A 14,422-nucleotide genomic window follows, 5' to 3' on the forward strand; every position below is an offset into this window, starting at 1 on the left:
GATAGTTTCTGTGTACATTTTATCTGCTGCAGAAAGTACCAGGAGAAAAATACGTACACATCAAACCTAAACAAGTGAAGAAAACAGGTGTTTAATCCCCCGGTTCATCGGCCCTAAATCCCAAGCGACCCCGGAAAAAGCATCCGGGTTCCATTGGGATTCTTAACGGGCCTAGCAGGGAAGCTAAAGACTCTGGGGCAATGCTCATACATCATGGGGATTGCTCCGTTCCGTTTCACTCCACTCCACAAACCCCATCATGTAGGGGTCCTACCAACAAAACGCGGAAAACATACGCCAAGAGAAATTCCGAGGTAAAAAGGCCGATGATTCCTACGCTAAGGAATCATCGGCCTTTAATATTATTGAAGAAGAGGGTGTAGGGAATGTAAACTTGTTACTTTTCTTGCATCAAAGTTGTATTCACCAAGAAAATTAATGTGTTCCCATCCTAATGGAGAAATATGTTTAAGTAAGTCTTCTCTCAAATTCCCTTTTTCCTTCAATAGTTTTGTTGCTTCTGTAAGATAAACGGTATTCCATACACTAATGGCATTAATTAGAATGTTTAAAGCACTTGCACGTTGTAGCTGGTCTTGTATTCCTCGTTCCCGCAACTCACCTCGTTTTCCAAAGAATAAGGCTCTCGCTAACCCATTCATCGCTTCTCCTTTATTTAGTCCTCGTTGAATTCGACGGCGTAGTGTTTCGTTAGATATGTAATCCAAAATAAAAATGGTCTTTTCGATTCTCCCCATTTCTCGCAAAGTAGTTGCAAGTTTATTTTGTCTCGCATACGACCCTAATTTCCCCATCATAAGTGAACCGGACACTTTTCCTTCTCGAATAGAATGAGCTACACGTAATACGTCATCGAAATTCTCTTGAATAATTTTTGTATTAATACGACCACGGAGTATATTTTCTAATTTTGGGAATTCATTTGGCGTTTGGATCGTGAATAGCTTAGAGTCAGCTAAATCACGTAGCCTTGGTGCAAAACGAAATCCTAGTAAATGACTCAATCCAAATACTGAGTCGGCGTAGCCAGCTGTGTCTGTAAAATGCTCTTCAATGTTTAAATCTGTCTCATGATGAAGTAATCCATCAATAACGTGTACAGCATCACGAGCATTGGTATTAATGACTTTCGTATAAAAACTTGAAAATTGATCACTAGTAAATCGATAAATGGTTGCTCCTTTTCCAGACCCATAGTGTGGATTGGAATCGGCATGTAACGATGAAACACCAACCTGTACGCGCATTCCATCAGAGGAAGAGGTACTTCCATCTCCCCAATAGGAAGCTAGTTTAAGCTTATGTTGAAAATTCACTAATGTCGCTTGTGCACGACTTATAGCATCATCGAATAAACGCCATTGCGCTGCATTAGCCATTTGATGATAGGTAACTCCTGGTGTCGCTTCTGCCATTTTAGTAAGTCCTATGTTAGTTCCCATCGCCATGAGAGCAGCCATGAGAACTACTTTTTCCTCTCCCTTTGGTGGGCGATTGGTTGAGGCATGTATCAACATTTCGTCAAATCCTGTCCAGTGTGCTACCTCCATTAAAAGATCAGTGAGCTTTATTCTTGGCAACATATTATATAAAGACAGGCTAAAAGCTCTCGCTTCTTCGGGTGTATTCTTCTCCAAACGGTCCAATCGGATCTTAGCCTTTTCGATATTTACTCCTTCTAGAGAATCAAGATTATTTGAAACCCATGTAAGGCGTTGAGCTAGTGACTTTCTTCTTTCCTCAAGATATTCATCTGCCGATGAACGAACGGCTAGTTTAGTTTCCGTAAGACGAGTTGTTTTCCAATCTTCTTTAGGAACAAGATACTCTTCAAAATCTTTATGAAGTCTACTACCGACTACGGATATGTCGCCTGAACGAATATGATTTTTCAACTCTGTTAGTGCAGCCATCTCATAATAGTGTCGGTTAATTATTCCATCATCACCATAAACATGCTTCTTCCAACGTTTAGGAATAAAATCTACCGGGCTGCTAGTTTCTTGACACTATTCAACCCTGGTCCACCACCAACCACTACGACATGCATGTTTGGGGAGGAATCCATACAGCGCTGTGCAGCTCTTAAAAAACTTTTACATATCTCTGCTTTTTCATCCTCTATTCGGCTGACATACAATAGCACTTTCGACTTACTGGCAATGTTTAATTGTGTGAGCAACTGCTGGTTTCTGTTGTATCTAAAATGCTGCGTATTAATTCCATTTGGAATTAATACAGATTGGATATTTTTCTCTTCCAGCCACTTTTTAACCGGCCAGCTAACGCTAATAACCGCGTGACGACTATAACACCTCTTCATTATTTTCGTGATCAGTGCCCGAGGATAGTATGTCCCATGTATGGTGTAGACAAAAGGGATTCTCAGCTTTCTGCTGAGGGCGCTACCGATTATTCCGGTAGATTCATGGTGAGCATTAATGACGTTGATCTTATGCTTGATAATCCATTGCTCCAATCTTTGCCGGTCGTTTATTTTCGTAAATATTGGACAACCAAGCGCCCTGAACTTGGACAACAAACTCCCCCGATTACCTGCTACATAAATGGAGACCCCTCTTTTTCCCATCTCTTCGACAACAGCGGACACATATGTCTCTGTTCCTCCCACTTCCAATTTATCTATGATCATAAGCAATCGAAGAGTTGGCTTCTTCATGAATTTCCCCTCCAATAAGGTTATGAATCTCACTCCTTATAGTATGGGGTGTTAATTCATATCGTTACTGGAATACACCCAAGAAGACAAAACAGGCGTTTTATAGTATTTCGAATGAAATACAATTCTCTGACTGAGCATGAAAAATCACCTCCATTTAACAAGAATAGGTGAGGCCTGGAAGGAAGCCGTTTTTGCAAAATCCTTTGAAGTTACCCTGAGCATTATTAACGAATGGAAGATTTTTTGATAATAACGGTTACATTGTTGCCCTGACCACAGGACGACTCGAGTCAACATCAGTTCGCTCTAAAGTACCAACAAGGATGTAATCGCTTCCAGGATGCGAGGTCATATATTCCTTGGAGACATCCCAAAATACGCTGTTTCGTTGTAAATATAAAATAATATAATGGCTAACCTAATCGCTACCTGACAATTGCCTTTTTTGAGTTTCATAGCCACTTCATCCATGCATTGCGTCCGGTATTACATATATTATCCTATGCTATATCTATTCATGAGGAAGTGAGCATATCATGAATACTTTTTTTTGGATGCTCGAACATCACAAAATGCTAGTTTGGCTAACTCTATTTTGGTGCCCATTCTATTCATTTGCAGGCCTCAGTTATTCGGACAGATAGGTCTAATGACTGCCGGTGCTGAGACAAACCCTCGTGTTCAGTTTAAAGGAACCGTTTCCGTTCAATTCCCTTTTAGCCCTTGTTGGAATTTATCCGCACCCAATTCAATGGCGCCTATCGCATTTCGGTAGCCAATTTGTCTTCTATTCCTTCTTCAGTGCGTTGTGAGATTTTTAGAGGATCCACAAATTCAGGAACCCCTATTTATGTGGTTTCACAACCTGTGTTCCCCTTGAAGGAATCCTTCTGGAAAGCTTCGAGGGCTCTTCATTGTAATCCGACAAATGAATACAACACTCCCATTCAAAATTAATATGCGCCACTTTCATTACTCCGCGCGCCCAAGGATAAACGGTCGCAGCTTGATCGTGTCTTTTTTGTACTGTCTACTTGACAGGATTTTGACCAAATTAGCGGCCTTCTATGGGCTCACACCCATTCCCCTGCTCAATTGCCTACATACAATACACTAATGAACAGGAGTGATGTTATATGACATTTTTTACCTCCTTTTGGACCTGGCGGAGGGTTTGGCGGACCTGGGGGTCCCGGAGGAGCCAGTGGAATGCCTGGTCCTCCATCGTTCCCCGGGGGTGGAGGCGGCGGACCACAAGGCATGCAGGCACCTACCGGGCCGCCACCATCATTCATTCCACAGCAACCCGCTTCGTTATTTGCGGTAGATCCAAGAGCCATATCCGGCTGTCTGTTTCGCTACACATATATTTGGCCGAATCGTGGTCCCGGCTTCTGGATGTTCCCGGTATTTGTCGGCAGAAATTCGGTGGCTGGCTTCCGCTGGAATGGCTTCTTCTGGCTATACAGCGGCATTGATCTGCAGCAAATCAGCACGTTTAGCTGTTTCTAGAATTAATTACCCTGTATGCGGATCAATCCGCATACAGGGTAATTTACATTTATCTTATAAGAATAGATATCCGTTAGCTACTCAATCATCAAGGGGCCTTCATTATATATTGCGATGAAACAGAGAGGTTGCTCCAATCAGCCCTGCTTTATTGCCCAGGCTTAGCTGGAATGATCTGCGTATGTTTAAAACTATCCAGTAGAAGTTTTTGGGTACAATTGCCTATCCTACGTACAAGCCATTCTTGCTCCATAATACCGCCACCAACGATCACTGCAGGAGGATCGAAAATATGAATCAGCGTTGCAATTCCTCTAGATACTTCAAGCTCCGGCGTTTTGCAACAAAGAAATTATGGCTAGTTCTCCATCAGAAATTTTTCCGAATAATTCTTTTCCATTCGAAATGTGCTGCCCGTTAGCTTAATGAACCAACCGATTAGATAGACATCTAATCGTCAATGGGAACATGTTTTTGTCCCTCGACAATTTTCGTTCTGTTTTTTATAAGATCCCCTTTTGTCGGAGGACAAGAACTTGTTCCGTTAAAGGGCAAGAACTTAGCGTTGTACATTGACACAAAGTTCCCTACCAAAATGACACAAAGTACCCTACTTTCATGCATTTATGCCCTTTGTCTTTAATTAACGGAGCAAATTTGTAACTTGGTAGGCAACTTTGTGTCACTCCCTCCAAATTATTTATCCATGTTGTTTACAGCGTTTTTCATTTGATCATCTGTTAAGTGCGTATAAATCATTGTAGTTTGTATTGAAGAATGTCCTAATTGATTTTTTAATTTTGGGACATCAATATTCTCAATATGATAACGTGTGGCAAATGAATGCCTCAAAGAATGAACCGTCAAAGCCGGCTTTCCAAAGGCTGTTGCATATTTCTCAATAAGTTTTTCAATAGAACGTTGTGTTAAACGTCTATTTTTACCTTTGCGTCCTACAGGTGCTGCAATAAACAAATATTTTTCATTTTTTTCTGGGGTATATCTTGTTTCCCTTACCTGCAGGTAATTCTCAATATCTAGGGATGTTTGGCTGCTAAATGCTCTTTTCCCCCTTTTCGAGTTACTCTTACAGACGATTTCGTCAGATCTAAATCCTCAAGATTGATTCCGGAAACTTCTGATAATCTAAGTCCTCTCCTAAGATTAATGAAATTATTGCCGTATCTCGTTCACGATTAAACTGATGGAAATGCATGATACGTTTGTTTGTTTTGTTTAATTCGCCATAATCGTATGCTACAAACACTCTAAAAGCTTCAAAATCATTTTCTCTCAGTATTTTTCCTTCCATACGATTCGCGATCGTTTCCTGACTTTCTTTTTCTTTAAATCAATTGTTTCGGCTTTATTCTGTAAGTAATCAAATGAGGACTTAAGAGAAGAAAGCTTACGGTTGATTGTTAGCTTATTATTCCCAAGTTGATACTCCAAAAAAGACAAAAAGCTTTCTGTTTCACGTATCGTTAATGTTTCTAGCGTGGATAATTCAATTTCTATTCTTTTTTGAACTGTGGTAAAGCAATCAGCCAATCAAAAAAGATAATATAATCGGCATGAAAGGCTGTCCGTATGACAATGCCGTGGCCGAAGCGACCTACAAATTCATGAAAACTGAGTTCATCCACCAGATGAGCTTCCAGAGCCTTCGCCATCTGGAATTGGAATTATACGATTACGTTAACTGGTTTAACAAACATCGGATTCATGGAACGTTGGGATACCTGACACCTGTTCAGTATCGCCAAGAAGCCCTTAAAAAAGCTGTCTAATTTACTGTTGACAATCCACCCTTCTGGATATCAATGAAAGAAGCCAACTATCACGCAGAGAGTCTCCAGTATCTAAATTTTGTCGATGTGTGGGTACGGAATAATACTCAGTGACAGATAAATCTTTTTGATGTAACAGTGTTTTCACAATATCGATCGGAATCTTTTCCGTTTGAGCAGCATGCGTAGCGAAGGCGTGTCGAAGTAAATGAGTTTTCAAGACAACTTGATTACAGGAAGAAGTGGAATCACTAGAATTGGCGACGACAGCATTTGTCACTGGTTCACTCGTATTCACTGCCGCGGCCCTAGAGCCAGTTTTATTTAAGTGCAGTTCATTGGAGATGTAGTCTTTCTCTTCAATTCCGGATGTAAAATCCCCTGGTTCTTTAGTATCAAGGACCAGGGGATTTTTATGAGAAGTATAACTTATTCAGATTTAATTTATGAGCTCGCACCGGCAGCATATTTTGGAACTATATCAGCCATTGAATCCAAACATCTTTTTAGTAAGACACCTTTAGGTTGAGGAGTATTACAAGAATCATCAACCTATATTAGTTGTAGCCTATACCTTGATAATAGTAGCCCAGCGATTTCATGAAGTCGGCATTCAACATGTTTCGGCCATCGAAGATGTTGGGCTGCTTCATCTGTTTATTGAGCATACTCCAGTTTAGGTCATGATACATCTTCCACTCCGTACATATAAAAACAGCATCTGCATCTTTAAAGCCTTCCTCAGGGGTAATCATGGATTGAATATTTGAATTCTTCAAATATGAGGGAAGTTTGGCGACCGGGTCAAACAATTTAATATGTGCTTGTCCCACAGTCAATTCCTCAATGAGCCGGATCGCAGGAGCTTCCCGTATGTCATCCGTATCGGGCTTGAATGCCAGGCCAAGAACCACTATTTTTTTGCCTGCGAAATCTCCTAACCTTCTTCTAGCTTTCTCAACCATATACAAATATTGTGTTTCATTAACCTCAACGACATTCTTCAGTACCTGTAGTTCCGTATTATTATCCTTTGCTATACGGAGTAAAGCTGCAACGTCCTTTGGAAAACATGATCCACCATAACCAATTCCTGCTTGCAGGAAGCTGCTGCCAATCCTTTGATCAAGTCCCATCCCAAAAGCAACCTCTTTTATATCTACCTCAAGTTTGTCACTTAATCTGGAAAGTTCATTAATATAAGAAATTTTTGTGGCTAGAAAAGCATTCGATGCATATTTAATGAGCTCTGCGGTCCGCGGTGTTGTTACCACAATGGGACATTGAACTGAAGCGTAGAGGGTCTGAAGCATTTTGGTCGCTTTAGTACTCGTCGCGCCAATGACAACCCGGTCTGGATTTAGAGAATCCTCCATTGCCTTGCCTTCCCTTAAAAATTCAGGATTGGATGCAACATCATAAGGATAAGATGCTGCCTGTGACCGCAATATCCATTGAGTCACTTTTTCCTGCGTCCCTACGGGTACGGTACTTTTGTTAACGATGAGTTTATAACCGTTCATATAACGACCAATATCTTGTGAAACCTGCTTCACATAAGTTAAATCCGCACTGCCATCAGTAAGCGCTGGAGTCCCGACACATATAAATATTACATCATTCTCCTGAATAGCTTTTGCTTGATTTGTAGTAAACATAATCTGACCGGATTTAAGGTGTTTTACCAGTAGTTCCTTGAGACCCGGCTCATAGAAATAAAGTTCACCTTTCATTAATTGATCGACCTTGTGTGCATCTGTATCAAGTCCTACTACTTTCCAGCCCATCTCGGCAAATACCAAGGCAGTCGTCGTACCCACATAGCCTGTCCCAATCACGAGTATTTTCATTCTTCGTCACCCTTCCTTCTCGCTTCCAAGCCAGCCAAGGTAGAACCGATCCCCACTACCGTATTAACAACAGCGTGTGTTAGTTGCTTGATATGAACATTACTTAATAGGATGCTGTCTCTGACGTAGCAGCTTTTAATAGTGGAATCTGCACCAATAGAAACGTAAGGACCAACCACACTATCTTCTAAAATACAGCCTGCTTCTATAGAGACTGGGGCAATAATCTTGCAGTTTTTTAGAGTCACCGAAGGATGAATATCATTTTCAACCGGCATCTCCCGAAGCATTTTCTGATTGGCATCAAGCCATCTCTGTAAAGTTCCTACGTCAATATTTGCTATTTCAGCTTGATGGTAAGATACCGAGTAGCCCTGTTGAATCAGCCATTGGATCGCATCTGTAATTTCATATTCTCCTCTCGCCGAAGGCTCTATCTTTTTGGCAGCTTCGAAAATAGAGGAGGTAAAACCGTATGCTCCTAATACCGCAAGATTTGATTTGGGAGCTTTCGGCTTCTCTACAAGCTTTACAATCCGGTGGTCTTCCACCTCTGCAATGCCATAATCTTGAGGGCTATCCACTTCCGATAGAAGCAGCGCAGCATGATTCCCATGTTCTTCTATTTGCTTCTTAAGTTGAGAGAGTGAAATGGAAATTAAGTTATCCCCCAAGAGTAAAATGAATGAGTCCTGACCAATAAAATGCTCTGCTTGCAATATGGCATCTGCAATTCCTTTTGGATCTTTTTGATAAATAAACGTAATATTCGTACTCCACCTAGTGACATTCTCTAAGCTACTTCTAATGAGTGATTCTTGGGATTTTTGGATTACTATTCCGATCTCAGAAACCTCTTGTTCGACCAATTTATCTATACAGGAGTGCAACAAGGGAGTATTGGCTACAGGAATCAATGATTTTGGATAAGAGAAAGTGAATGGATACATACGGGAACCTTTCCCAGCACAAAGAATTAGTCCTTTCAAGTCGTTTCCTCCCTTCTAATTTTCACTTCTGTATACTCTATGAAAAACAAATATATTTGGATTGGACGAACATCTGATAGATTTTATAGATAGGCTCTAACAGCCTTGAACGTTTCTCAGAAAACTAAGTTTTCTAATTCTTATGAAATGGTTCGTTGACGCTTGTGAAAATTTTCTGACGCCCATTCATTCCACAGGTCATTCGCATAAGATGACGGCAAAAGAGCCGTTGGCTTCATGCTAACCAAAGGAGACTGAAATGGTATGAAAATAGTTCAAATATCTACGAATACACTTCCCGTTCCCCCAGAAGATTATGGCGGCACTCAGCGCGATATTCACTACCTGACAGAAGAGTTGGTTCGTCGAGGTCATGAGGTCATTTTATTTGCTAAGAAAGGTTCGAAAACCAACGCCACAAGGACGTACGAATATCCTACTGATGACCCGGATCAGCAGTTGGATTTCATCATTAAGCGCATTCCTTCAAATGTAGATATTATCCATGATCACTATGGCATTGTTGCGAAAACAAATCCGCCCATTCCTACGCTCCACAACTCCCATTCCAAAAAGGCAAAAGGATCACAAATCCCCGTATTTGTAAGCAAGAAAATTCGTGATAAGAACAAGAAAGGTTATTTCGTGCATAACGGGATTCGTCTTAGTGACTATACTTTTCGAACCAAGAAAAAGGGCTATCTTTTATTTTTGGGTAGAATCATGAAAGAAAAAGGAGTTCATTTAGCGATTGAAGTTGCACAAAAAACGGGGAAAGAATTAATTATTGCTGGCACAATTAACAAGCCTGCATATCAAGAGTATTTCGATAGCGAAGTCAAACCGCATCTAAATGAAAAGATACGATTTATCGGTCCTGTCGGTGGAGCAAAGAAAATTAATTTGATTTCAAGAGCGAGCTGTGTGTTATTTACCTCTACATGGAACGAACCCTTCGGACTTGTGCTTATCGAATCTTTGGCTTGTGGTACACCAGTACTCGGATTCAAAGCAGGGGCCGTTCCAGAAGTGCTAAAAGGCTTACCACAATTATTATGTAACTCTACGGATGATATGGTTCGCAAAGTGAAATACCGTAACAATTTCCCCACCGCAAGAGTTTGCCGATCCTATGTAAAAAGGCATTTTTCGGATAAAGTCATGGCTGACAATTTTCTTAAGTTGTATAAAAAAGTCATCACGAATAAGGAATATAAAATTATCCGTCAGTCGGTGTGGAACACCAGAAAAAATATGATTCTGAAAAGGAGTTGAAATCTGTGGCTTCAATCATAGCGTGTACCATGAGACCTGAATATATGGATAACATTTTTGCGAACTATGAACGACAGGAATGGCATAACAAAGAAATGATCGTCATCCTTAATAAGGATAGTATGAATCTTAAAAAGTGGCGAAAGAAGGCAAAAGAGTACGAAAATGTTAGAGTCTATAAGCTTCCTGAGAAATTTACACTGGGGAAATGTCTTAACTGGGCCATTGCCCGGGCAAAAGGTTCGTTTATTGCCAAATTTGATGATGATGATTATTATGGTGCTCATTATTTAAAAGAATCCATCATTGCACTAAGAACACAAAAGGCACCGATTGTTGGTAAACACACAGCGTATATTTATTTTGAGGCGAAAAAAGCGCTTATGGAATACCGACCCGGACAAGAGAATGTGCCTGGCAAAAGGGTTAAAGGCGGGACATTATTTTTTCGTAAAAGGGTATGGAAACAGGTGAAATTTCCTGAGGATACGATCGGAGGATCAGATGCCAAATGGGCAAAAAAATGCCGCAGAGCTGGCTATACCGTATATTATGTGTCTAAGAAAAATTACGTATGTATTCGAAGAGAGAACATTCAGTCACATACACAGAAACGGGACACTGAGGAATATATGAGAAATTGTAAATTAGTTACCTATACGGATGACTTTATACCTTATACAACCGTAACTATTCCAGATGAAGGTACCCGTAGAGAAGAATATAATTCACTCTCAAATGTCTCCATTTAGCAAATTGGACATTTGAAGCGAAGAATGGGCTGTTCCGGTAGTATAACTACTTTAGGGACTGTCCATTCTATTCGCTGTAACAAACAACATTGCCGCACATTCGATTATTATACACTAACTTAATTTCCGAATACTTTCGTAATCCGTATATTTCTTTAGCCATTCAATGTCCTGACTTCTGTATCGTTTTAAAATTTTGTATTTTTGCTTGATCAGATCTTCAGGCAATTTATATTTAGAGCGTTTAAAAATATACATCTTCTCCTGAGCCAGCTCTCTGACAACCTGATGCAATGCTCTGTGTTGAGTATGGCCATACTCCCCTTTTTTATTGTGGGTCACAATCATCGTGATCTGAGGATTGGCTTGCAGTACCTGTGCGATATCTTTTTTCAAAGCCTTTCGGTTAAAATCTCCTTCCCATTTATCTTTATAACTCCACATTTCATACTCGGCTCCTACGTCTTTCATTGCTTTTTTAAACTCTCTTGCCCGCACTTTGTGTTTTCCATTAGTTACACAAATAACTTTCCACCCTTTTCCCTTGATAAGTTGAGCTCCTCCAAAGATTATTTCATCATCAGGATGGGCTACAATCATCAATTTATTGAACATTGTCTTCCCTCCAAATCTTCTAGATGAAGGACTGATATAAGCTAAGCAGCTTATCGACGATGCCAGAGATATTAAATTGCTTCTTAACGAATTCACGTCCTGCTTCTCCCCAATTTTTTGAACTTTTCTTAGACCTTAATGCAGTAAGAATCAGATTTTCGATCTTGCTTATTTCAAGAGTTTCCTTGGCTCTGTGATCTCCGAAGTAATACCTCCAAGCAAGCTTGAAATTATCTGGCTTCACAATTCCAAAAATCCCCTTTGCACCGATTGCAATTACAGGCCGCTTGCAGGACATCGCTTCAAGAGCTACTCGACCTGTTCCTACAACAACGTCACTAATGGAAAAAAAGGCCGATGTATCTAGGCGTTCACCCATTACATGAATACGATTACTGTGTTTTCTAGCGCATCATTTGGAATTTTTCTTTTACCAGATTCATTTATTTCATTTAGCGTTTTTAGAGCTTGCAATAATGGCTCTGTACCTTGTGTAGAACGAAATTCAAGAGATTTAAGAAAAGTAGGAGTATATTTTCTTAGATAAGAATACCGATTTTCTAACAAATCTAGATAATCGTAATCCATCGGACGGGCTAATTTTTGGGCTTCTTCGACGGAAGAAACAATTTTATCCCACGGCATAATCATTTCAATAGCATTAAATGGATCAAGCCCTTCATTTCGTGCTTGGATAAGTGCTGCACCAATATCTGCAAAATGCACGACTTTTTCATTCACTGCTTTTCCATTTTCTTTTTGCATTTCCTCTTGTGTTTTACGTCCTTTTGATTGCAAGATCATCATTTGTCGATCATGAATTTCAATTGCTTGATCAATTAGATCTTGGCTTAGTGTTACTAGATAGGAAACAAGAATTGCATATTTCTTTTTTTCTTTAAACCTTCGAAATGAGTGTGGTTCATACCTTGCTCCAATACGAGATAATTGAAGTAACCGATTGGGATGGATTTGCTCTGAATTTATCTCTAATTTTAAATCTCGTATATATTCTAAGCGCTTTATTACTTTTAAAAAGGCTTCAGGTGAAGATTGGCCGGGAAGTTCTCTAAGCCATGCTAAGGGGGTTTTTCTATTGTCTACAAAGGGATCTATAAGTTTATCTAACTTTTGTTTTTGCCATTTTGAAAGAGTACAAGTTAATGATTTAAAAATTCTTTCCTCTGCTCGTTGACGAGTTTCCCAAACAAGCCTTTCTATAGTAGTCATGCCAGGGAGAATAATTTTCTGATTTCGTAGTTCTTCTTGCGCTGTACGAAGAAGATACATTGAATTTCCATTTTGAAGGGCATGATTCAACAGAAACTGAGCTACCTTACGATAGTTCCCTAGGGAAAAATTTTCATAACCATAAACTTGACGGATTTCTTCCATATGCTCATGTTTAGTTGGCTCTCGTTGGGCATATAAAGAAAATGAATTAGGATTAACATTTATTTGTCTAGCTATGTATTCGATTATGTAATCTGGAATAGGTCCAACATCTGAAAGGGACCATCCGGGATAGCGTAGAACACATAATTGAACAGCAAAGCCTAATCGATTATGATCTCTTCTGTGTCGTTTTATAATTTCAAGGTCATATTGTGAAAAAGTATAATAAGTTTCTAGTTCACTTTCGCTCATATCAGCTGGAATTCGTACAAATTCCGTTCTTTGATCTTCTGTTAGTAATTCTTTCCCTCTCATGCTACAACTCCTTGCTAGATATCTTTTTCTTTTCTAGATAACGATATAAGGTTGTCGCTCCAATCCCTGTTGCCGTCTTAATTTGAGATAAAGAGTAATCTTTGCTTTCGTACATTTTTATAGCAAGTTCTATTTTCTTTAAATCAACCTTCGGTCTGCCTCCGTTTCTTCCTCTAGCTCTAGCAGCCGTCAATCCATCTTTCGTTCGTTCACTAATAATATCTCGTTCTAATTCTGCTATGCTGGCCAACATTCTAAAAAAGAATCGTCCCATAGCAGTTGTTGTGTCAATCTTGTCTTGTATGGAGACAAAATGAATACCCTTTGCTTCAAAATGTTCCATAAGCTCAATTAAATGTTTGGTACTACGACTGATACGGTCTAATTTATAGACAACTACCGTGTCACCTTTACGCAAAACTTTAAGAAGCTCGTCAAGCTGCGGACGGTTTTTTCTCTTGCCTGATTCCTTTTCTTCAAAAGTCTGGTCCACTCCGTAGTGAGTCAATGCATCGAGTTGTAACGATAATGACTGATCTTGTGTACTGACACGTGCATATCCAAATTTCAACAAGAATCCCCCCTTTTTTAATATCCTAACTATACCAAAAAGGGATTTGTAATAGATATATTGGTATTTAGATTTTGGTTATATTTTTGGTTATGTATTTTAAGTAGTTTTTGAGGTTTTAGAGAAGTTCTCTGTTTTTAACCAAAAACGGTCGTTTTCGGTATTGGAATCATTTAATTGAAGGGAGTAAAATATATTGACCATGTACTATGGTACATGGTTTATATTATATGTGAGGTGAAGTAAATTGCATTTTCGAGTCGGAGAAATCGCAGAGAAGTGTAACGTTAACAAAGAGACCATTAGATATTATGAGCGTTTAGGCTTAATTCCAGAGCCTGATCGTACCGAAAAAGGATACCGAATGTATTCACAACAAACGGTCGATCGGTTGAATTTCATAAAACGGATGCAGGAATTAGGATTTAGCTTAAATGAAATTGACAAATTGCTAGGGGTCGTCGATCGCGATGAAGCAAAGTGCCGTGATATGTATGATTTCACCGTTCTTAAGATAGAAGACATCCAGCATAAAATTCAAGATCTCAAAAGAATTGAACAAATGCTGATGGATCTTAAAGAAAGATGTCCTGAAAACAAAGATATTTACGAATGCCCCATTATTGAAACATTGATGAAGAAATAAGAGGTGAA

The 14,422-nt window shown here is 39.6% G+C and carries 11 protein-coding genes and 4 pseudogenes; 5 read left to right on the forward strand and 10 right to left on the reverse strand.

What is annotated here, in order from left to right:
* Positions 1–362 precede the first annotated feature (362 nt).
* Positions 363–2,015 (reverse strand): annotated as a pseudogene (locus AC0VZ8_RS35110) (Tn3 family transposase); the annotation flags it as partial.
* Positions 2,006–2,701 (reverse strand): glycosyltransferase, encoded by a 696-nt coding sequence (locus tag AC0VZ8_RS35115; protein WP_103111000.1) that lies wholly within the window; start codon positions 2,699–2,701, stop codon positions 2,006–2,008. The gene AC0VZ8_RS35115 and the pseudogene AC0VZ8_RS35110, both read right to left, overlap by 10 nt.
* 1,212 nt (positions 2,702–3,913) lie before the next feature.
* Here AC0VZ8_RS35115 and AC0VZ8_RS35120 point away from each other — a divergent pair.
* Positions 3,914–4,216 carry a collagen-like protein gene (locus tag AC0VZ8_RS35120; RefSeq protein ID WP_274360078.1) on the forward strand — a complete coding sequence of 101 codons (303 nt, stop codon included), beginning with the start codon at positions 3,914–3,916 and terminating at the stop codon, positions 4,214–4,216.
* Between the two features lie 148 nt (positions 4,217–4,364).
* On the opposite strand, the pseudogene AC0VZ8_RS35125 reads toward AC0VZ8_RS35120, so the two are convergent.
* Both AC0VZ8_RS35125 and AC0VZ8_RS35130 read right to left on the reverse strand, forming a co-directional pair.
* Positions 4,365–4,529: pseudogene (locus tag AC0VZ8_RS35125) on the reverse strand (ROK family protein); the annotation flags it as partial.
* Between the two features lie 383 nt (positions 4,530–4,912).
* Positions 4,913–5,314 carry a tyrosine-type recombinase/integrase gene (locus AC0VZ8_RS35130; protein ID WP_475488006.1) on the reverse strand — a complete coding sequence of 134 codons (402 nt, stop codon included), beginning with the start codon at positions 5,312–5,314 and terminating at the stop codon, positions 4,913–4,915.
* A 479-nt stretch (positions 5,315–5,793) separates the two neighbouring features.
* On the opposite strand from AC0VZ8_RS35130, the pseudogene AC0VZ8_RS35135 reads away from it, so the two are divergent.
* Positions 5,794–6,006 (forward strand): annotated as a pseudogene (locus AC0VZ8_RS35135) (IS3 family transposase); the annotation flags it as partial.
* A gap of 557 nt (positions 6,007–6,563) precedes the next feature.
* Here the strand turns inward: AC0VZ8_RS35135 and AC0VZ8_RS35140 are convergent.
* Together AC0VZ8_RS35140 and AC0VZ8_RS35145 are read right to left on the reverse strand one after the other, a co-directional pair.
* On the reverse strand, positions 6,564–7,856 hold the full coding sequence (locus AC0VZ8_RS35140; protein WP_274360077.1) for a UDP-glucose dehydrogenase family protein: 1,293 nt from the start codon (positions 7,854–7,856) through the stop codon (positions 6,564–6,566).
* Positions 7,853–8,845, reverse strand: a complete 993-nt coding sequence (locus AC0VZ8_RS35145) for a sugar phosphate nucleotidyltransferase (protein WP_274360075.1) — start codon at positions 8,843–8,845, stop codon at positions 7,853–7,855. The genes AC0VZ8_RS35140 and AC0VZ8_RS35145 overlap by 4 nt, the downstream gene beginning before the upstream one ends.
* Before the next feature lie 264 nt (positions 8,846–9,109).
* Between AC0VZ8_RS35145 and AC0VZ8_RS35150 the strand changes: the two genes are divergently transcribed.
* A complete protein-coding gene (locus AC0VZ8_RS35150) occupies positions 9,110–10,120 on the forward strand; it encodes a glycosyltransferase family 4 protein (RefSeq protein WP_163753989.1) in 1,011 nt (336 codons plus the stop codon).
* A gap of 5 nt (positions 10,121–10,125) precedes the next feature.
* A complete protein-coding gene (locus AC0VZ8_RS35155) occupies positions 10,126–10,872 on the forward strand; it encodes a glycosyltransferase family 2 protein (protein WP_274360074.1) in 747 nt (248 codons plus the stop codon).
* 114 nt (positions 10,873–10,986) lie between these two features.
* Here the strand turns inward: AC0VZ8_RS35155 and AC0VZ8_RS35160 are convergent, their stop codons facing one another.
* The 4 genes and pseudogenes from AC0VZ8_RS35160 to AC0VZ8_RS35175 all read right to left on the reverse strand — a co-directional run bounded on the left by AC0VZ8_RS35160 (position 10,987) and on the right by AC0VZ8_RS35175 (position 13,768).
* Positions 10,987–11,487: a PIG-L family deacetylase gene (locus AC0VZ8_RS35160; RefSeq protein WP_274360072.1), complete on the reverse strand. Its 501-nt coding sequence runs from the start codon at positions 11,485–11,487 to the stop codon at positions 10,987–10,989.
* A gap of 19 nt (positions 11,488–11,506) precedes the next feature.
* On the reverse strand, positions 11,507–11,866 hold the full coding sequence (locus AC0VZ8_RS35165) for a glycosyltransferase (protein WP_274360070.1): 360 nt from the start codon (positions 11,864–11,866) through the stop codon (positions 11,507–11,509).
* 29 nt (positions 11,867–11,895) lie between these two features.
* Positions 11,896–13,197: pseudogene (locus tag AC0VZ8_RS35170) on the reverse strand (DUF4158 domain-containing protein); the annotation flags it as partial.
* 1 nt (position 13,198) lies between these two features.
* Positions 13,199–13,768 carry a recombinase family protein gene (locus AC0VZ8_RS35175; protein ID WP_047914435.1) on the reverse strand — a complete coding sequence of 190 codons (570 nt, stop codon included), beginning with the start codon at positions 13,766–13,768 and terminating at the stop codon, positions 13,199–13,201.
* A 247-nt stretch (positions 13,769–14,015) separates the two neighbouring features.
* On the opposite strand from AC0VZ8_RS35175, the gene merR1 reads away from it, so the two are divergent.
* Positions 14,016–14,414, forward strand: coding sequence for a mercury resistance transcriptional regulator MerR1 (gene merR1, locus AC0VZ8_RS35180; protein ID WP_047914436.1), 399 nt, complete (start codon positions 14,016–14,018; stop codon positions 14,412–14,414).
* The last annotated feature ends 8 nt before the right edge of the window (positions 14,415–14,422 follow it).

This window comes from Paenibacillus sp. QJM3NY_38, from assembly GCF_056173265.1.

Bases quoted from the DNA above. Each gene is read 5' to 3' on its own strand.
- AC0VZ8_RS35160 (WP_274360072.1), bottom strand. From the start codon at position 11,487: ATGTTCAATAAATTGATGATTGTAGCCCATCCTGATGATGAAATAATC.
- AC0VZ8_RS35120 (WP_274360078.1), top strand. From the start codon at position 3,914: ATGCCTGGTCCTCCATCGTTCCCCGGGGGTGGAGGCGGCGGACCACAA.
- AC0VZ8_RS35115 (WP_103111000.1), bottom strand. From the start codon at position 2,701: ATGAAGAAGCCAACTCTTCGATTGCTTATGATCATAGATAAATTGGAA.
- AC0VZ8_RS35140 (WP_274360077.1), bottom strand. From the start codon at position 7,856: ATGAAAATACTCGTGATTGGGACAGGCTATGTGGGTACGACGACTGCC.
- AC0VZ8_RS35150 (WP_163753989.1), top strand. From the start codon at position 9,110: ATGAAAATAGTTCAAATATCTACGAATACACTTCCCGTTCCCCCAGAA.
- AC0VZ8_RS35165 (WP_274360070.1), bottom strand. From the start codon at position 11,866: ATGGGTGAACGCCTAGATACATCGGCCTTTTTTTCCATTAGTGACGTT.